16 protein-coding genes are annotated in these 19,547 nt (G+C 62.6%); 5 read left to right on the top strand and 11 right to left on the bottom strand.

The genetic code is table 11. The features are described from left to right. Positions 1-279 precede the first annotated feature (279 nt). Positions 280-1,020, bottom strand: coding sequence for an anti-sigma factor family protein (locus tag AWB76_RS19605; protein ID WP_061161801.1), 741 nt, complete (start codon positions 1,018-1,020; stop codon positions 280-282). Then, on the bottom strand, positions 1,010-1,681 hold the full coding sequence (locus AWB76_RS19600; protein ID WP_061161800.1) for an RNA polymerase sigma factor: 672 nt from the start codon (positions 1,679-1,681) through the stop codon (positions 1,010-1,012). The genes AWB76_RS19605 and AWB76_RS19600 overlap by 11 nt, the downstream gene beginning before the upstream one ends. Before the next feature lie 305 nt (positions 1,682-1,986). Between AWB76_RS19600 and AWB76_RS19595 the strand changes: the two genes are divergently transcribed. Both AWB76_RS19595 and AWB76_RS19590 read left to right on the top strand, forming a co-directional pair. Continuing rightward, positions 1,987-2,976 (top strand): metallophosphoesterase family protein, encoded by a 990-nt coding sequence (locus tag AWB76_RS19595; RefSeq protein WP_061161799.1) that lies wholly within the window; start codon positions 1,987-1,989, stop codon positions 2,974-2,976. Next, positions 2,973-3,386: a cupredoxin domain-containing protein gene (locus AWB76_RS19590; protein ID WP_061161798.1), complete on the top strand. Its 414-nt coding sequence runs from the start codon at positions 2,973-2,975 to the stop codon at positions 3,384-3,386. Before AWB76_RS19595 ends, AWB76_RS19590 begins: the two co-directional genes overlap by 4 nt. Positions 3,387-3,419: 33 nt before the next feature. On the opposite strand, the gene AWB76_RS19585 is transcribed toward AWB76_RS19590, so the two are convergent. From AWB76_RS19585 to AWB76_RS19575, 3 genes are all read right to left on the bottom strand, one after another. Beyond that, positions 3,420-4,514, bottom strand: a complete 1,095-nt coding sequence (locus tag AWB76_RS19585) for a 4-hydroxyphenylpyruvate dioxygenase family protein (RefSeq protein ID WP_061161797.1) — start codon at positions 4,512-4,514, stop codon at positions 3,420-3,422. Between the two features lie 189 nt (positions 4,515-4,703). Beyond that, positions 4,704-4,952, bottom strand: coding sequence for a hypothetical protein (locus AWB76_RS19580; protein ID WP_061161796.1), 249 nt, complete (start codon positions 4,950-4,952; stop codon positions 4,704-4,706). A 37-nt stretch (positions 4,953-4,989) separates the two neighbouring features. Then, a complete protein-coding gene (locus AWB76_RS19575; protein WP_061161795.1) occupies positions 4,990-5,493 on the bottom strand; it encodes a lecithin retinol acyltransferase family protein in 504 nt (167 codons plus the stop codon). 456 nt (positions 5,494-5,949) lie between these two features. On the opposite strand from AWB76_RS19575, the gene AWB76_RS19570 reads away from it, so the two are divergent. The 3 genes from AWB76_RS19570 (at position 5,950) to AWB76_RS19560 (ending at position 8,738) form a co-directional block, all read left to right on the top strand. Continuing rightward, complete coding sequence (locus AWB76_RS19570; protein WP_061161794.1) at positions 5,950-6,276, top strand: hypothetical protein; 327 nt, start codon at positions 5,950-5,952, stop codon at positions 6,274-6,276. A 105-nt stretch (positions 6,277-6,381) separates the two neighbouring features. Further along, positions 6,382-7,152 (top strand): PP2C family protein-serine/threonine phosphatase, encoded by a 771-nt coding sequence (locus tag AWB76_RS19565; RefSeq protein ID WP_061161793.1) that lies wholly within the window; start codon positions 6,382-6,384, stop codon positions 7,150-7,152. Between the two features lie 44 nt (positions 7,153-7,196). After that, complete coding sequence (locus AWB76_RS19560; protein WP_061161792.1) at positions 7,197-8,738, top strand: hypothetical protein; 1,542 nt, start codon at positions 7,197-7,199, stop codon at positions 8,736-8,738. A gap of 2 nt (positions 8,739-8,740) precedes the next feature. On the opposite strand, the gene AWB76_RS19555 is transcribed toward AWB76_RS19560, so the two are convergent. The 6 genes from AWB76_RS19555 to AWB76_RS19530 all read right to left on the bottom strand — a co-directional run bounded on the left by AWB76_RS19555 (position 8,741) and on the right by AWB76_RS19530 (position 19,494). Continuing rightward, positions 8,741-10,051 (bottom strand): sigma-54 interaction domain-containing protein, encoded by a 1,311-nt coding sequence (locus AWB76_RS19555; RefSeq protein WP_061161791.1) that lies wholly within the window; start codon positions 10,049-10,051, stop codon positions 8,741-8,743. Then, on the bottom strand, positions 10,048-13,107 hold the full coding sequence (locus AWB76_RS19550; RefSeq protein ID WP_061161790.1) for a peptidase domain-containing ABC transporter: 3,060 nt from the start codon (positions 13,105-13,107) through the stop codon (positions 10,048-10,050). Before AWB76_RS19550 ends, AWB76_RS19555 begins: the two co-directional genes overlap by 4 nt. 22 nt (positions 13,108-13,129) lie before the next feature. Continuing rightward, on the bottom strand, positions 13,130-13,882 hold the full coding sequence (locus tag AWB76_RS19545; RefSeq protein ID WP_061161936.1) for a peptidylprolyl isomerase: 753 nt from the start codon (positions 13,880-13,882) through the stop codon (positions 13,130-13,132). A 72-nt stretch (positions 13,883-13,954) separates the two neighbouring features. Next, entirely contained in the window at positions 13,955-15,328 is a 1,374-nt protein-coding gene (locus AWB76_RS19540) for a beta-barrel domain-containing protein (protein ID WP_061161789.1), read from the bottom strand. After that, positions 15,306-17,831, bottom strand: a complete 2,526-nt coding sequence (locus AWB76_RS19535) for an FHA domain-containing protein (RefSeq protein ID WP_061161935.1) — start codon at positions 17,829-17,831, stop codon at positions 15,306-15,308. Before AWB76_RS19535 ends, AWB76_RS19540 begins: the two co-directional genes overlap by 23 nt. 250 nt (positions 17,832-18,081) lie before the next feature. Further along, positions 18,082-19,494, bottom strand: a complete 1,413-nt coding sequence (locus AWB76_RS19530; RefSeq protein WP_244173407.1) for an efflux transporter outer membrane subunit — start codon at positions 19,492-19,494, stop codon at positions 18,082-18,084. Positions 19,495-19,547: the final 53 nt, after the last annotated feature.

The raw sequence follows: 19,547 nt of genomic DNA, 5'->3' as shown, positions 1-19,547 counted from the left end.
GATATGACCATATTCGGACATACCCGAAGAGCACGGGCGTTAGCGCACATCTGACACTTTGTAAGCGCGCGGCGGAAGGAATAATGGCGAAAACGCGTATCGCGAAGGCCGGATTTAGACAGCAGCCCAAAGCGTTTTCATAGCTTCGGGAAAGCGAACAGACAGCGGGTATACCTGTAATGCCGATAACAAAAAAACGCGCGGCGTCCCCGCAGGACCACCGCGCGCAACCTTGCGCACCCTCGAAGTTATCGGATTGCGTTTGCGTCGTGCACCGTTTTAGCGCGGCGCGCCGGTTTCGATCGCGTGGGCGAACTGACGCAACACTGAACCCGAAGCATCGGTAACGGCCCAGAACGTCATGCCGTCATGGTTCCAGCGCGCGAGCGCGTAGCCATCGTCGGATTGCGTGACGACCGGCGAAAAGTCCTTGCCGCTCGCATCGTTCTTCGCTTCGCCCTTGCGCTCGGGAAACACGTACACGTCGATCGGATGTTTCAGGTAGCGATACACCACGACCGCAACTGGCCGATGATCGATGTAATCCAGCCGTCCGCCGACGAGCGCGAAGCCCGGGCCCGCCGGATCGATCACCGGCGGCGCATAGTCGATGCGGCCGTTGAACCACGGCTTCACCGTGTGCTTGTCGCTCGACAGCACATCGATCGGACGGTCCGACATCAGCGCGCGCACATGGCTCGACACGATCTCCTGCGCGAGCGGCGAACTCGTCGACACGGACGAGACGAGCGGCAGCGCCTGGAACCACAGCATCATGCCAAGCACAAGCGCGGAGAGCGTCGCGCCCGCGAATGCGCCGCCGAAAAACGGCCACGGCGCCGCGAACGGATTGCGCGAGGCACGCTTCGCGGCGCGCATGGGCTCGCGCCTGCGCGCATCGTCTTCGGCCTGCGCCCGCACGCGCGAGAGCACTTGTGCACGCAAATGCACGGGCGCACGCTGATAGAGCGAACCATCGGTGAGCCTCGTATCGAGCGAGGCGGTGTCGTTATTTTCCATTTCCCGACTCCTCTGAATGTCCCGGTCCCGCGCGGCGCACGAGACGCACGCTCGGCTTGTCCTGCCCGCCCTGCGCCGCGCGCACCGCCCCCGCCAGCATCTTGCGGCCGCGCGCGAGCCGCGACATCACCGTGCCGATCGGCACGCCCGTCACGGATGCGACTTCCTTGTAACTCATGTCTTCCAGCTCACGTAACACCAGCACCTCGCGAAAAGCGATCGGCAGCGCCTCCAGCGCGCGATGCACCAGATGGATCTCGTCGCGGCGCACGGCAAGCGTCTCCGGATCGGCCGCGCCTTCCTCCGACCAGCCCGGCAACGCTTCGTCGCCGCCCAGTTCCTCGTCGTAGGGCGTCGCGTCCGCGAGTTGCACGCGCCGGCGCCATTCCGTGAACCACGTATTGCGCACGATCGCGAGCAACCACGCCCGCGCGTTCGCTTCCTCGCCGCCCTCGAACCCGCCGAAAAAACGGAACGCGCGCAGATAGGCTTCCTGCACGACGTCGTCGGCGTCGTTCGCGCTGCCCGACAGCCAGCGCGCGAGGTTGTACGCGGCGTCCAGGTGCGGCATCACCGTCGCTTCGAAGCGCGCGTGCGCCGCTTCGGCGTCCGCCTGGCCGCGTCGCCCGGACGTGTCTTCTTTCGACCTGCTTGGCCACATCGCGCGGGTCTCCTTTCGACAACCACGTTCGAAAAACTTCCGTCGGGCGCGGGCGGCATCGCTCTTTCGCGCCTTCCCCTCCGTTACTCCCCTCGCGGACGGTTTATTCCCGTTTGCAGCAGCGACTCAAAAAAATATAGCGGGAATATCCCGGCATCTCATGCGGTTCGATGAACGGATGCCAGCGCGATCTCGCACCAGGCAGCAGACCTCGCCGGCCTCGCGTCCACGCATCGAGCCGCCGTGGCGCGACTTTACCGATACGAACGACAAGAAACGCGGCCGTCATCATCAAAGGAACCATCATGAAACCCGATCCGACCGCACTGCCGCCCGCGCAACAACGCGACGAACTCGACGAGCACGGCAAACGCCGCCGCACCGCCCTGTCCTGCATGGCCTGGGCCGGCGCGGGCGTCATCTGGACGGTGAGCGGCGGCGTGCCCAGTTCGCGGCTGATTTCATCGGCGGAAGCGGCCGAAAAGACCAGCTCGTTCAGCTTCGTGCAGATCAGCGACAGTCACATCGGCTTCAACAAGGATCCGAACACCGAGCCGACCAGCACGCTCGATGAAGCCATCAAACGCGTGAGCGCGATGGACAAGCGCCCCGCGTTCATGATCCACACGGGCGACATCACGCATATGTCGAAGCCCGCGCAATTCGACACCGCCACGCAGATCATCGGCGCCGCGGGCATGGACGTGCACTACGTGCCGGGCGAGCACGACGTGCTGGTCGAAGACGGCAACGCGTTCTTCGATCGCTTTTCCGGGCAATACGGCACGGGCAGCACCCGCCACTGGTACAGCTTCGATCAGGGCGGCGTGCATTTCATCGGCCTGACCAACGTGATCGATCTGAAGGGCGGCGGCCTCGGCTTTCTCGGCGATGCCCAGCTCGCGTGGCTCAAAGCCGATCTGCAGGGCAAATCGAGCAGCACGCCGATCGTCGTGTTCGCGCACATTCCGCTGTGGGCGCTGTATCCGCAATGGGGCTGGGGCACCGACGACAGCGCGCAGGCGCTCGCGCTGCTCAAGCGCTTCGGCTCGGTGACGGTGTTGAACGGCCACGTGCATCAGGTGGCGCAGAAAGTGGAGGGAGAGATGCGTTTCTATTCGGCGATGTCGACCGCGTTTCCGCAGCCCGCGCCGGGCGCGCCGTCCGGCCCCGGCCCGATGAAGGTGCCGGCGGAACAGTTGCGCACGATGCTCGGCCTGCGCGAAGTCACGCATATCGCGGGACGCGGGCAGCTTGCCGTCACCGACACGTCGCTCGCGGGGGTGCAGTCATGATTGCATCGACGATCGCGAACTACGTTTCGCCCGCCAATCTCCGTCCGCTCGCCGGCAAGTTCCTGCGCAAGGCCGCATTCGCGCTCGTCGTGAAAGGCGTGATCAGCGCGGCGATTCCATCGGCGTGCGCGCAGGAGCCCGCGCAACAGGTCGCGGCGGCGAACGCGCCGACCATTTCCATCGACAACTTCGCGTTCAGTCAGGCGACGATCACCGTGCCAGCAGGCGCCAAAGTGACATGGGTGAATCACGACGACATGCTGCACACCGTCACGGATGAAGGCAAGACCTTCAAGTCCGATCCGCTCGACAGCGGCGAGAGCTTCTCGCATGTGTTCGACAAGCCGGGCACGTACAAGTACTTCTGTTCGCTGCATCCGCACATGACGGGGACGGTGGTCGTGCAATGAGCGTTGCCCGGCGCGGCGCGCGCGGTGTCCGGTTCAGCCGCGCGCCTTCGCGATCGCGGCGAGATTGCCCTCGCCGAATCCGTGATGGCCGCGCCGCTCGACGATCTCGAAGAACATGTCGCCGGGTTTGCGCTCGACGAAGGTCTGCAGGAAAAGCTGCGGCGTGCCGTCGGGGAGAATCTCGCCATCGACGAGAATGCCGCGCGTGCGCAGTTTGCCGATGTCCAGACCGTGGCCGGGCAAACGCTCGTCGATCTCGTCGTAATAGCGCGGCGGCGGTTGCAGGAAGCGCACGCCGCGCGCCATCAATGCGTCGACGGAAGCGAAAATATCCGCCGATGCCAGCGCGATATGCTGCACGCCCTCGCCTTCGTGATCGGGCAGATACTGCTGCATCAGATCCGTGCGATACGTGCCTTCCTCGTACACCGGAATGCGGATCGATCCGCACGGCGAGAGCGTGACGGCGGAATCCTGCGACACGTGCCAGTCCGGATGCACTTGATGAATCTCCGAGAAGTGCAGCACTTCCCGATAGAAATCGAGCCATTCCTGAATGCGCCCCGCGCCGACCGTCTGCGTGAAGTGGTCGACTTCGAGCAGGCCCGTGCTCACGGGATCAGCGCCCGCTCCGGCGATCGGATGAAAGTCGATGTCATAGATCGACGTCTCGCCGCTATTCTTGCCCGGCCAGTGATCGACGAAATAGATATGCGAATCGCCGATGCCCTGAATCGCCGGAATAGCAAGCTCGTTCGGGCCGATCTTCTCGCCTTCGAAATCCCACGCGCCGTATTCGAGCGCGCGCTCGTGGGCGACTTGCGCATCGAGCACGCGAATGCCGATCGCGGCGATGCCCACGCCATGCGATTGCGCGAAGCGCGACGCGAACGAATCCGGTTCAGCGTTCAGCAGGAAATTCATGCTGCCCTGGCGAAAGAGCGTGACCGCCTTGCTGAGGTGTTGCGCCACGGGCACGAAGCCGAGCGTCGCGAATAGCCGGGCGAGTCCTTCGGGATCGGGGCTGGAAAACTCGACGAACTCAAGCCCCGCAATGCCGAGCGGATTGTCGCCCGCGTTCGGATCGGGCGTCGCGCGGGCGGAGAAAGAGGAGTCGTGCTGGGTCATCGGCAATACCTCGAAAATGTACGATCTGGTTCACGGACGCAAAACTACCACGACCTGCCGTCCTCGTGCGACCCGGCGGCTTCATCGAATGGCCGCAATCTGCGGCTAGAGTAGCGGCAGCACGTTGACCGTGTCAAAGCCGGTGGCGACCCGACGCGCCCCGGCCGATCGTACGCGTTCGATGCCCGCTCAGGCGGCGAGACGCTGCGCGCTCATCGACGGGCGCTTCGCTTGCGGCGGAAACACGTTCCAGGTGCCGTCGTCGTGACGGAAGAAGATGATCGCGAGCGGGCCGCCCGGATGTTGCGCCTCGATGCAGACATAGCGCGCGCCGGTGATATGCGAACGGCACAGACGCACGACGCGTGCCGGATGCGCGGGTGTCGGGGCGAGCCATTTGTCGACGGCCCAGTGCAGCGAATTTTCGATGGTTTGCATGATGGTCTCCTCGGAATCGATCGGCTAGACGTGAGGTTCAGGCGGCGAGCGCCGCGTTCATGCGGCGGCGGCGCTCGGCGGCGACATAGGCGCGGAAAAGTCCCGTCACGGCTCTGACGGCCGCATGCGGATGGACAAAGCACGCTTGCACCTGACGGCTGCGGGCGCGGCCGTCGAGGCACCACGTGACGAAGTGCTCGCAGTTATTGGTCAGGAGGCGATACTGGTCTTCGCCGAGGCGGCTGCGCGCGCGGCGCACCGCTTCCATGCCGACGAACTTCGCGGCCGGGTTCTGACGGATCGTGACTTCATGGCCGGCGGCGAATTGCTCGATGGTGACTTCCTCGACCGGACCGCGATGCAGCGACTTCGCGAAGCCGGCATAGTGGATGACCATGCCGTTGCCCGCGTAGATGCCGTGGTGTTCGTAGCCGGAGCGGCGGGTGATGAGTTCGGTGCCGAGCGCCGGTTCGTCGTCGAGCGAGAAACCGCTCGCGGCGGCTTGCTGGTCGATCAGTCCGGTTTGCTGGTTGGTTGACATGGCTGGCTCCGATTTTTCTTCGCTTCGGCGTCGGGTGTTTGTTCGGCGCCGGTTGCCTAGCCATTTGCATCTTCCTTGCCAGCTTATCTAAACCATTGATTTAAATGCGTTAATTGGAATTTAGAGGCGATTCTCGAAGGCTCAGTGTTTTTCATCGGCCAACAGTTTTCTGGTCTGTTTGTTGGATCGATTGCGCCAGAATGCGCGTCCTTCGGGCATCCGCCGCCGGACATGAAGAGCGTGTGGCGGGTGTTGGTCCGGCGCCGCGAGGCCAACACCCCGTGTTGGCGCCGAACCAACGGATGCGTTTTGCGGCCCTTTCGGAGGAATCGCGCCGATACCGTGAAACCGCCGCCCGATCAGCAGCGCGAAGAAAAGCGTCGCGACGACCGCGCATCGGCACGGGCCTTGCATTAATCGCTGCGTCCTGTTCACAGGCCATCCCGGAGAAACGACATGTGCGCCCTCACCGTCAGCGACCTTGAATACGACCGCGAGCTGGATCACGCGGCGATGTCGGCCATCAGCGGCGGCGGCGGTGCGCCGTGGGTGTTCGGCTGGATCACGCCGTTCGTGGAGCGTTCGTCGAGCGGCACGGCCGCCGGCAGCGCGGTGACGCTGATCGATATCACCAACAACGTCTATGAAGTCACCAACAACGTGACCAACATCACCGTCGGCCAGATGGTCAATCAGTTTCAGAACGTCGCGGTCAGCAATACGGGCAACGGCGCGACACTCACCGTCAACCCGAACTCGACGGCGGGGAATCGCGCGGGTTGAACGGTGCACATCAAGATTCGCTTCGGGCGCGCGTTGGTACACAATGAGCGGGATCGTCCGCAAGGCCCGCCCGACGCCGCGCCACCCAGGATTCCGGAGGTTGCCATGACCTTCAGCACCGAGTTTCGATGGACTTCAGCTGCCCGCACCGATACCGGCTGCGTCCGGCAGATCAACGAAGACGCGCTGCTCGACGCGCCCGAGCGTGGCCTGTGGGCCGTCGCGGACGGCATGGGCGGCCACGCGGTCGGCGATCTGGCGAGCCGCATGGTGATCGAGAGCCTCGCGAAGGTGTCGGCGTCGAACGATCTCGCGGGCGTCATCGCTGAAACCCGCACGCGTCTGCTCGACGTGAACGACAAGCTGCGCGTGGAAGCGGCGCGGCGTCAGGTGTCACGCATTGGGAGTACGGTGGTCGTGCTCGCGGCCCGCGACGGCGCCTGCGGCTACGTGTGGGCGGGCGACAGCCGCATCTATCTGTTGCGCCAGGGCCGGCTCATGCAGCTCACGCGCGACCACAGTCATGTCGAGGAATTGAAGGCGCGCGGGCAACTGACGGCGGAAGAAGCGCTGCATCATCCGGCGCAGCATCTGATTACGCGCGCGGTCGGCGCGCTCGACGTGCTCGAACTCGATGAAAACACGCTCGCCCTGAACGATGGCGACACCTTCCTGCTATGCAGCGATGGATTGTCGAACGAGGTCAGCGAAGCGGAGATGTTGAACGAACTCGCGCCCGGCAATTGCGATGCGGCGGCGCAACGACTGCTGGAGATCGCACTGGCGCGCGGTGGCCGCGATAACATTTCGGTCGTCGTTGCGCATGCGGTGGATTTGATGGCTTCGGACAAGACGCAGGTGAATCCGTCGATCTAGCCGTTTGCGTTGCGAGCCACTGCGTTGCCCAACCCGGAACAACGATGCTTGATGAAGCCGGCGGACGACCATTCCCGCGACACGTCGATATTCTGATCGTCGCGATGATTCTCGCATTCGGCGCGGCACTGGCATGCGTGTTCGGATTCATTTCGAACGATTCCTGGGACTATCTGTTTCTTGCGCAATCGATAAGACGCGGTCTCGGCTGCACGGAACAGGGCGCGTACTTCGCGACTTTCCCGTGCGGCTATCCACTTGCGATAGCGATGGCCTCTCCGTTCATCGATATCCCGAGCCTGTTCATCAGCAGCAAAGTATTGAACCTTGTGCTGCTTCTTTTCACCTTCATCCTGCTTGCGCGCTCGCCGCTGCGCACCGTTACCGCCGCGCTCGTCGTGCTCAATCCGGTCTCGTTGCGCATCTATCAGTTCACGTGGTCCGAGAATCTTTTTCTGTTCGCTTGTGCCGGATCGCTGGCTTCTATCGCGGTGATTCATCGCAACGGCCGATCGGGCTGGTATGGCGTGCTGCTCGCGGCATCGCTTGTTATCGGCTGTTCATCCCGCTATGTATTCGGTCCTTTTGCAGCGATGATGTTCGTCTGCGTCGCGCTTGCATGGGGACGACAGACAGCGATCCGAGTGCTGCCCTCCTTCGCCGTTGCCGCCTTGTTCTTCTGGGCTTACCAGAGGTTCAATGTGCAACACACGGGTTTCAGCACCGGCATGCCGCGCATTCCGGCACCCGAATCGATCGTGCTGTTGCTTTACACCTTCGTTCATGCGTCCGTGCGCGTCGTTCTCACGTATTGCGCGACCGCTGCGATATTCCTCGTTCTTGTGCGCGCGCGCTTCTCTTCTTTCACGCGCACCTGCATCGAAGGCGAACGCGGGCGCTGTCATCTTTTCCTTCTGCTGTTGGGCGCGGGCGCACTGCTGCTGCAATTCGCGTTACGCGTGCGCACGCAGTTCGACCCATTCGATGCCCGCACGCTCGGCTATGGATATGTATTCATGCTTTCAGCCGCTGCGGGACTGCTGATGAGAATCGACGACAAGCCGGTGACGGCGCGCGCGCTTATCGTCTATGGAGTGATTTGCACGCTGCTCGCGCAAGGCCCCGGCTTCGCGCTGCGCATCATGCGCATACCGAAGGCTCCGCTTGTGCCGGCCATCGCGGCCATGAATGACTATAAGATTGCGCCGAGCGATGCCGCGCTCATCGTGAGTCTGGAGAAACCGCGCGTGAATGAGACGATCGAAGGCGTCGGCGCGCTCTACTATCCTCCGGACAAGATCGTCGTGAGTCCGGGCATTGCGCCTTATCGGACGCCAGAGACATTCGCCGATTTCCGCACACGCGTGCTGGCGCAAAAAGCCGCGACGTGCGCGCTGGACTTCACTCCGTTCGAGTCGGCGCAAGAGTTCGGCCAATATCTCGACGCGACTTATCCCGTCGATCTTCGTCTGCATTTCAGACTTGCCGCGCCGGAATTCGTCTTTCGCGACAGCCTCGATCCGACGATGCGCGACTGGCTGCGCTCGCGCTTCGTGCCTGGCCGCTATGTCGACTGCGGACTGTAACGCTAACCCGCCTCCTTGTTCTTCTGCGCCGCCGCGCGAAACTCCTTCGAATGCAGCCCATGCTTTTTCAAAAGCATCTGCAAATGCGAGCGGTTCATTTCGTACCGGCGTGCAAGCTCCGCGACGGTGCCGCCGGTTTCCTGCAAGCCGCGCTCGAGAAACGCGCGCTCGGCTTCGTCGCTTGCGACGCGTTTTGCTTCCGCGAGCGAACTCGCCGTCGCGATGCCGTTGCCGCTCGCGGCCGGCCCGCCCATCGCCAGCGAGAGCGATGACTTCGGCCGTATATCGACGGGCAGATGATCGATATCGGCCATATCGCCCGCCAGACACGCGAGCCGATACACCACGTTCCTCAACTCGCGGATATTGCCTGGATAATCATAGTTGCGCAGAAAATCGCGCAGTCTCGGCGACAGCTTCACGGGCCTGCGCTTCAAAGTCGCGGCCGCCTCGTCGCCGAAATAGGCGAGCAGCAGCGATATTTCATCGCGCCGTTCGCGCAAGGCGGGCAACGTCAGATGAATCACGCTCAACCGGTAAAACAGGTCCTCGCGAAAACGTCCTTCGTCGCAGAACTTGCGCAAGTTGCGATTGGTCGCCGCGACGATGCGCGTGTCCACCGCAATCGGTTCATCCGAACCCACGCGCTGAATCTCGTGCGCCTCGAGCACGCGCAGCAGCTTCACTTGCCCCGACAAAGGCAACTCGCCAATCTCATCGAGAAAGATGGTGCCCGTATGCGCGCTTTCGAACTTCCCTTTGCGATCATTGCTCGCGCCCGTGAACGCGCCTTTCCTATGCCCGAATAGTTCGGACTCCAGTAGATTGTCCGGAATCGCCCCGCAGTTCACCGAGATATACGGCTTGTCCGCGCGCGAGCCGTTCGCGTGAATGACCTTCGCCATCAGCTCCTTGCCCGTGCCGCTTTCGCCGTCGATCAACACGGGCAAATCCGTCGGCGCCGCCTTCTCGGCGATCTCCAGCGCTTCCAGCAATTTCGGGTTATCGCCGAATGTGCCTTCGAACACGAAGCTGCGTTCGATCAGCGCCTGTCGCCGCGCGCCAGGCGGAAGATCGCGCTTCGGTTCGGCAGCGGCGGCCTGCACGAAGCGCTCCTTGTGCGACAGTTGCATGACTTCGTCGCGCAAGGTGCTGGCCTGCCGCAACAGCTTTTCGATTTCGGGCCGTTCGAGGCGCGAGGTCCATCGCAGCGTCGAGCGCAGAATCTCGATCTTCTCGATGAGCCCCGCATATGAGATCGCCGATGACGCGGGCGTGCTGGCTTCGCTTTCCGGTTGGTCGAGTATTTTCATGCTGCGCTCAGTTGCTTTTGCACGAGTTGGTAGTACATGCCCTTGCGCGCGACGAGTTCGTCGTGCTTGCCCTGTTCGACGATGCCGCCTTCGTATAAGACGAGAATCTTGTCGGCGCGCATGATCGTCGAAAGCCGGTGCGCGATGATGACCGCCGTGCGCCCTTTCAGAATCTCCTGCATGTTGCCGAGAATATTGCTTTCCGACTGCGTATCGAGCGCGGACGTCGCCTCATCGAACACGAGCAGACGCGGATCGTGATACAGAGCCCGCGCGATGCACAGCCGTTGAATCTGCCCGCCCGACAGCCCCACGCCGCGCTCGCCCACGACTTGCTCATAACCGAGCGGCATCTTGGCGATGAACGCATGCGCGTCGGCCATTTTCGCCACTTCCTCGATGCGTCGTCTGTCCGGCGCTTCGTCGCCGCTCGCGATGTTCTCCGCGATCGTCCCCGAGAACAGCAGATTGCTCTGCATCACATAGCCGATCTGCGCGCGAAAGAAGCCCTTGTCGACGATGTTGATATCGTAGCCATCGACGGTCATCTTGCCTTCGCTCGGCGCATAGAAACCGACGAGCAGTTTCGCGAGCGTCGTCTTGCCCGAGCCGCTGCGCCCGACGATCGCAATCAGTTCGCCCGGCTTGATGTCGAAGCTGATGTTCTCCAGCACGTAGGGCGCATCGCCTTCGCCGTAGCGGAAGTACACGCCGTTGAAGCTGATATCGCCCTGAAGATCGGGCAGCATCACGCGCTGCTGCATGTCTTCGGGCTTCTGTTCAGGCTCGATATCGAGCACGTCGCCCAGACGCTCCATCGCGACGCCCGCATCGTTCAACAGGCTCCACAAGTTGATCAGTCCCATCAGCGGAGCAAGCACGCTGCCCATGTAGGCATTGAACGCGATCAATTGCCCGATGGTCAGTTCGCGCGCGAGCACGAGATTCGCGCCGACCCATAGCACGCCGATCGTCGTCGCCGCATTCAGCAACTGGCTGCACAAGCCCACCACGATATTGAATCGCTGCGACTTGTACTGCACTTCCAGCGACTTCGCATACTTCTTTTCCCACTTCAGGCGCACCGGGCGCTCGATGCCCATGCCCTTCACCGTCTCCACGCCGCCCAATGCTTCCATCAGATACGAACGCGCATCCGTGCCGGCAGAAAAGGTTTCGCGCGCGTTCTGCTTGATGCGCGGCGTCGCGACGACGGTGAGGACCATCATCGGAATCACGAATGCGATCAGCAACAACGTGAGCTTCACGTTGTAGAGGAACATGATCGTGAAGTAGATGAAGATCATCAGCAGGTTCAGCACGGTCGACACCGTCGATTCCGTGAGGAACGCGCGGATCGTGTGATTCTCCTGAAAGCGCGCGAACACGTCGCCGGTCTTGCGCTTCGCGAAGAAGCCGAAGGGCAGCGAGAAGGTGTGTTTGAAGAACTGCGACATCATCGCGAAGTCCATGTTGCGGACCATGAAGTTCGCGAGATACGCGCGTATGGTGGTCATGAGCTGCGTGAACAGACTCGCGATGATCAGCCCCGCAATCAGCACGTGCAACAGGTTCACGTTCTGATGCACGATCACGCCGTCGAGAATGTTCTGAATGATGAGCGGCGGTATCACGCCCAGCACCTGAATGACGAAGGTCGCAAGAAAGAGATGCAGCAGGATCTTCTTGTACGGCTTCAGATAGCCCACGAAGCGCAGCCACGGCGAGCGCGACACGGCCTTCTGCGTGAGATCCTGTCCCGGCGTGAAAAGCAGACACGTGCCGCTCCAGCCGCGCTCGAACTCGCCGACGGTCATCTTCCTGAAGCCGATCGCCGGGTCCGCGACCCACACGTTTTCGCTCGATACACCATAGATGATGATGTAGTGGTATCCCTCCCAGTGCGCGATGAACGGCATCTCGAACCCGCGCAGCGATTCGAACGTGCACTGCACGCCGCGCGTCGTGAAGCCGAGCGATTCGCCGGCGCGCGCGAGCGAATCGAGCGTCGCGCCCGAGGTCGTCACATTGGCGAGTTCACGCAGCTTGCCGAGCGTCATGTTGATGCCGTAGTGGCGGCAGATCATCGCTAGGCAGGCCGCGCCGCAATCCATCTCCTCCGCCTGCTCGATCCACGCGAAGCGCTTGATGACGCGCTCGCCCAATTCGGGCTTCCTGTGCAGATCGAGCATCGCGGGCAGCTTGCGGCGCTCGGTGATCTTCTTTTGCCGCTGCAATTCGCGTTCGGTGAAGCGGATGCGCTCTTCGAGCACTTCGCGCAGCTTCACGTTGCGCTCGATGATGAAGTGCACCGTCTTCTCGGGGATCACGAGCAGACGCGTATCGGTGCTCGCGATGGCCGAGGCCATCTGCTCCTGACGCATCACGCAGGCCTTCTCGCCGAAGATCTCGCCTGGGCCGAGCGTCGCGAGCACATGCCGCTCGCCGCCTTCTTCGCGCACGATACGCACTTCGCCCTGCCGCACGACGTAGAGACGCCGGTCGTCGCGCGACTCCTGCTTGAGAATCTCCTTGCCCTCGCCGACACGCTTCACGCCGACACTGCGCACGCACTCTTCGAGTTCGGCCTTGTTGAGCTTGCCGCGCAGATCGAAGAGCTTCGCGACGAAGCCACCCGCCGAACTGATCGCGACATAGCTCGTGATAAATGCGAGCGCGGCGGGATTCTTCGCGATGACAGGCTCGATCGCTAAGCGCGGGATGAAGAGCAGTTCGGTCTTGCCGGAGGAACGCACGGACGACTCATGGCGATAGTCGCGCAGCATCGCGATATCCGCGAACGTCTCGCGCTCCTTCTTCACCCCCATGCTGATTTCCTTGCCGTGCTCCTCGGTGAAGATCCGCACGGACCCCGCTTTCACGATATAGAGTCCATCGGCCGCCTCGCCCGCATTGCACACGGTCTCGCCGAAGCCGAACCGGCGCGACTCCGTTTGCGCCGCCAGTTGCTCGATTTCCTCGCGCGTGAACGGCGAAAGAATCTCGACCGACGAGAGAAAGTCGGCGGGCGAATCAAGGCTCGATGGAGCGTCCATGTTGTATCGCGTTCCCCGTCAGTCAGCGTGCTTCGATGACATGCTCCTGCGCGCGCATCATCATCCAGTCCTCGCGCAGCAGCCGGCGAATTTCGGCGGACACGTCTTCGTCGAGCTTCGCGGGATACTTCGCCGTCACCGCGAAGATTTCATATGACGCGCCATCCGCCGATACGAACGGCCCGAGCAGATCGCCGACCTCCGCATTGAATACCTTCGCCTCGACATCCGGCTTCATCTGTCCGCGCATCACGCGTCCGATCACGCCGCCCGCGTCGCGCGTGTCGGCGAGCGAATGTTCGCGCGCCATCTCGGCAAAGCTGTCGGGATCGTCGTTGAGATAGGAAATCATTTCCTTCGCGCTGCCTTCGGTATCGAGCAGGATATGACTCACTTCGATGCTGTCGAACTTCGGCGAATTAAGCTGGAAATACTCTTCGATCTCGCGCTCGGTGCCCACCTTGTCGAGCATCTTTTCCTGATAGAGCGTGTCGGTGATGAAGACCTCGAATTCATCGAGACTCACGTGCAGCGCATCGAGATAATTGTTCATATCCGCCGCGCGATGCAGGCCGCGAATGCGGCGGAACTGATCGGCGCGGTTCTGGATTTCATCGTCGCTCACGGCAACGCCCGACTTCTTCGCCGCGCGCACGGTGAGCTTGTCGCGTACGAGCTGCTCGATGAGACTGTCGAACTGACCATTCAACTTCAATAACCTGATGAACTCGCCGACGTCGACCACTTCGTCGTCGATACGCACAATCGCCGTCATATCGTTCTCCGTTGGTTCCATGTTGAATTGCGCATCATGTTCGCGTTTCGGCGCTTCGGTAACCCCCCGTCTTTATCCCGCTACATTGCGGAACGGATCGAGCCCGAGATCGATCAGGCGCCGCTCGCGCACGATAATTTCAGCGGTCGCCGTCATGCCGTAACGCAGCGGATACTTCGTGTCAGCGATCTGGTACGAATCGCGATCGAGCGTCACGCGACCTTCATAGACGGGCTGCTTCGTCGCCGGGCTCGGCTTGGTCGCGGGCGAGATGAACGCGAGCGTGCCTTCGATCACGCCGTAGCGCTGATAAGGAAACGCGTTGAACTTGAGCTTCACGCGCTGTCCTTCGCGCAGGAACGCGCGATCGTGCTCGGCGATCTCGATCTTCAGCACCGGCTTGGCATTCGCGGGCGCGATGCCGCCGAGCGGCGTGTTCGCCTGAATCTTGTCGCCGGGCTGCGTCGAGGTGACGTCGGTGACCACGCCCGACACCGGCGCGAGAATCAGCAGAAAGTTGTCCTTGTCGATGTTCTCGAACTTGATGCGCGCGGCCGCATCCGCGACGAGACGCGCCGTTTGCAGTTGCAAGCGCAACTTGTCTTCGGTGCTCGCGACTTCGCGCATCGCGGCTTCGTACTGCAAACGCAGACTCGTCGCTTCCTGACCGCTCGTTTCCAGTTGACGCTTCGCTTGCGTGAAATCATGACTCAGACGAAAGTCGAGTTCCGCGAGCCGCGATTGCTCCACGCGATACGCGCCGTCCGCTTCGAGATACGCATTGCGCTTCGCATCGACCTGCGCTTCGGCCACGCCGCCGCCGCCCGGCAGCGCGAGCAGACGCTGAAAACGATCGAGCTCCACTTTCGCGGCATCGCGGGCGCGGCGCGCGTTGTCGAGCGTGCTGCGCGCTTCCTGCAACTGCGCCTTCTGGCCTTCCGCGAGCTTGCTGGTGCCTTCGGAGACGCGCTGCTGATGCTGATGCTCCTCCACATCCATCTGATCCTTCAGCGCCGCGATCTTGCGCTCCATCAGCAGCTTCTTCTCCGGGAACTGCTTCCATTCGCGCTCGGCGTCGTCGAGCTTCAATTGCGCTTCGAGCGCGTTGGTCGCCGCCTCGATCGCGCCGCGTGCATTCAGACGCGCGACGACATCGTCCTTGCGCACGGGCTGCCCTTCGGCGATATAGAGATCGGCGAGTTCGCCGTCGATCGGCGCATAGAAACGCCGCACTTCCGATTCCGGCGCGAGCGTGCCCTGCGCGGTCACCATCACGTCCGCATGGCCGACGAACGACCACACGAGCGCCGACGCGACGAGCGCGACCATCGCGAAGACGAGTCCCTGCGTGAGCCGCGCCGGCTCGGCCGTGAGAATCGCGATGCCCTCGGCGCCGTGTTCGCCGAGCGCCTCCGAAAACGGCTTAAGGTGTGCGTCTCTCTTCACTGCTCGTACCTCCGCCGATCAGACTCAGCTTCGTATTGAGAAGTCCCGGTTCGAGCACCATGCGCAGGTCCTGCAACGAGCGCCGCTGCAAATCCGCTTCGGTGTCGATCTCATTCGCGAGCGCGGTCCACTTCGCCGTCGCGCTGTCCGCCTTCACTTGCCTGAAGATGCGCATGCCGCGCGTGGCCGCATCCTGCGCGTCCGACAAGAGTCGAGCCTGCGTCCTGAATACATCCGATACACCCGATTCGAGCCGCTGCGATCCGCCGATGCCGCCGTTCGTCCGATACTGCTGCCACGACGTCTGCGCCTGCGTCATCAGCGATTGCGCGCGGGCCGTCGCCTTGTCCTTCAGCGCGGCGACATCGGGCGCAACGGCCTTTGCATAAAACGTGTCGCTGTCGAGATCGAGCGTTTCATAGAACGACAGCAGCGCATCCTCGTAGCCCTTCGTGCCGCGCGCCTTTTGCAGATCGGCGAATTGCGCGGCCACCGCTTTCTTGTGCGCCAGTTCCTTCTGCACCATAGGCGACCACGAGCCTTGCGGCAGCTTTTGCAGGCTGTCGATCGCCTGCGCGCTCTGCCCGCGGTTCCATGCATCGGCGACGCTCGCGTATTGCGCGAGCACATCGGGCGGCGGCAACTGGCCCGCGCTCATCTGCTTGTATTTTTCCTGGAACGGCGGCGTCGAAAAACTGGCCTTGCTCACCGAGCCCGCGAGCGGCGCGAGACTTGCACCGTTGAGGCTGCGGCGCAGGCTCGTATAAGCATCGAGATCGGCGCGCACGCGATCGAGCCCCGCGAGTCGCGGATATTTGTCCGCGTATTCCTTCAGCGTCGCGTTGATCGCATCGGGATCGTCCTGGCCGAGGCTCTTGACGATACTCGCATCGAGTCTGTCGATGGCCGCGAGATACACGGAGTCATCGCTTTGCAGCTTGCGCAGATGACTCAGCGCGAGCGCATACGGATCACGAAACTCGGGCACGTAGCCCGCGATACGGTCCAGATCGCGTTGATGCCCCGCCGCGTCCGCTTCCCAGTGCTTCAGGATCGCGCCGATGCGCGGTTCGTCGGCGTACATGCGGATCGGGGCGTCGGCGCCGCCGCGGCGCATCACGAAGCTTTCCAGCTTGCCGATCCATTCCAGTTCGTCGATGAGCGAATGCACGTCCGCGTTGTGCTCGCTCACGGCCCGCATCTGCGCGATGATCGCATCCGCGTTCGCGAAATCGCCCTTCTTCAATGCGACGAGCCAGCGCGGCACGTTCGACTTGAGCACGGCCTCCGTGTTCATCGACGTGAACTGCGCGTCCTTCGGATGCGTCTTCAGATAATCGTTCGTGACGGTCGCGGCCTCGCCGAACTCGCCATGCGCCATCAGCGATTTCGCCTGACGCTCGGGCGAGCCGCTATAGAAGAGCGCCGCGCCGATCGCGACGATCACGGCCAGCACGCACGCAACGATGATGCGCGTGCGGCGCACGGCGCGCCGATCGTCGTTCGCGAGCACACGATGCAGCTCCGACACGAAAAGCGCGAACTTGCTTCGCTTCGCCGCGCGCGCGTCGTTGCGTTTTTCTTCGGCGGGCGTCGGCTGCGCTTCTTCGTTGACTTCGTCGTCGCGCGCGGCAGCCTGATCGACGCAGAAGATGTCGAGAAACGAGTGCGCCGAGCCGACGAAGGTCGTCTTGTCGCTGTCGAACTCGTCGTCGTGCGCGGGCGCCGCGACTTGCGCGACCATTTCCGTGAGTGTCGATTCGCCTTCGTCGCCGTGCAGATGCACCACGTAGGCGAAGTGCGTGCCGCCGAACGCGACGGTGTCGCCCTTCTTCAACTCGACCGCCGACGCACCGAGCCGCTCGCCGTTCACGAACGTGCCATTGGTGCTGCCGAGATCCTCGACGAAGGGCGCGCCGCCTTTGATGAACACATGCGCGTGCCGCCGCGACACGTAATTGACCTGATGTGGATAGTGCTCGCGATAGCGCGAAAACGTCTCGTCGGTCTTGCTGACGAGGAAGGGAAACTGCGCGAGTTCGATCGGCTGAAGACCGAGATCGTCGCGCTGCGGGGTGAGCGTGATGCCGATCGGCCTCGGCACATTCAGACGCCGCGCGCGCGGCGCGAACTGCACGCGGTACGAAAGCTTGCTGCCGAACGAGATGATGTCGCCGCTTCGCACGCGCGCGGGCGTTTCGCGCACGGGCGTGCCGTTCACGGCCGTGCCGTTCTTGCTCGCGAGATCGGCGATATAGACGAAACCGTGCTCGATGAAGATGCGCGCATGGCGGCGCGAAAGCTGCGCCACGGCTTCCGGCGGACTGGCGTCGAACGGCGCTTCGGCGCGTCCGATCGCGAACAGGTTCTCGTCGATACGGATTTCCGTCAGCCTGTCCGCCAGTTCGCGGGCAAGCTCGGCGTGCGGCGCGGGCTTCAGAATGACGTCGAACGCCTCGCCCACGCTCTGCGGTTGTTCCGCCACGGAAATGCCTTGAGCCATGTCCATGTCACGAGGTAGGTCCAGCCGCTGCCGCCGACGCGCCAGAGGAATGCCCGGCAACGTCGGGCGCATGGACAGGTTGGACCGCGCCGCCATTGCAGTCATTCGCAATGGGCGGCTGTTGAGAGTTTAAGTCACGCATCGTCGTAGTCAATCGGCCGGCACGGGTGCATCACGCCATTTATCAGCGATTTTGAACGATCGTTAGCAATTCATATTATTAATTTCGATGCATTATTCATGGAGTGCTTCACTTCAAACCGTCCTTGCTTGCGCTTTGTACGTCGACCGTCGGCCAGCCGCCGCCGAGCGCCTTATAGAGTGTCACCGTGTCCGACAGAATCTGCTGATGGTTCGCGAGCAGCGCGAGTTGCGCCGCGAGCAGCGTGCGCTCCGTCTCGAACACTTCGAGTTGCGAGATCACGCCCTCTTTCAGTTGCGCGTCGATCTGCGCGGCGACGACCGTCAACTGATCCACTTCCTGCTTCAGCTCGACGCGCTGCTTCGTGTGCGAATCGAGATTCACGAGCGCGTTCTCCACTTCCTCGAACGCGTTCATTACCGTGCTGCGATATTGCTGTTCGGCGACCGTCGTCTGCGCTTCGGTCGTCTTCACGTGCGCACGCACGGACGGATCGAGAATCGGAATATTGATGCTCGGCACGAAACTGAGCGTGAAGATCTTCAGCAGATCGGTCAGCTGGAAGCTCGCCGTGCCCGCGCGTCCCGTCAGGTTGATGGTCGGCAGTTGCGCGAGCTTCGCCTGGCCGACGAGGTCATACGCTTCGAGCACGCGATACTCCGCCGCGATCAGATCGGGACGGCGCGCGAGCAGCTGAGACGGCAATCCTTCCGGCACCGGCGGAATCTGCACGCGCTTTTGCAGCTTGCCGTCGGGCATCCTGAACTCGCCGGCCGGCACGCCGATCGCCGTCGAGAGCGCGTTGTTCGCGAGATCGCGCGAGCGGCGCAATTCGAGCAGTTCGCGCGTCAGCCGGTTCAGCTCCGCGCGCTGCGTGAGCACCTGCGTCTTCGGCACGAGACCGTTCTTCTGCATGCCGTCGAAGATCGTCAGAATCTGCTGGTTCGTCGCGATGGTCTGCTTTTGCTGCTCGATCTGATCGTCGAACTGGAGAATCTGGAAGTAGGTCGTCGAGACGAGTGACACGAGTTCGAGATAGCCCGCGCGCCAGTCGGCTTCGGTCGCGCGGAATTCAGCCTTCTGCGCCTGCACGCCCTTCTCGACCGTGCCCCAGATGTCGATGTCCCAGCTCACCTGCGTCGCGAGGTTGTACTGCTTTGAGAACTGCTGGCCGGTCGTCTTTTCGAAGCTCGCGCCCGCGCCGAGATCCATCGACGGCAATGCGCCCGCGCGCGCCTCGCCGATCTGCGCGCCCGCCACCTGGATGCGCGCGGCGAGCACCTTGATGTCGAAGTTGCCGCTGATGGCCTTCTCCACCAGCGAGTCGAGATACGGGTCGTGGAACTGCTTCCACCAGTCGGGCTGGATCGTGTCGGTCGCGGCGACTTTCGCAGCGTCGATCTTCGTGAAGGAGGTCTTCTCCGGCGTGTCGGGACGTTGATAGGTCGGCGGCGTCACGTCGATGCAGCCCGAGAGCAGCGCCGCTGCAATAAGCCCTAACGATGGCAACAAGGCTCGCACGATCTCGCTCCCGGTGAACGCGCACCGACGGTCAGTTTGAAGGGTGAGAAGCC

It is taken from the genome of Caballeronia temeraria (genome assembly GCF_001544795.2).
Taxonomy (GTDB): domain Bacteria; phylum Pseudomonadota; class Gammaproteobacteria; order Burkholderiales; family Burkholderiaceae; genus Caballeronia; species Caballeronia temeraria.
Note: the sequence above shows the minus strand (reverse complement) of the source record. Positions and strands in the feature narration are given on the sequence as shown.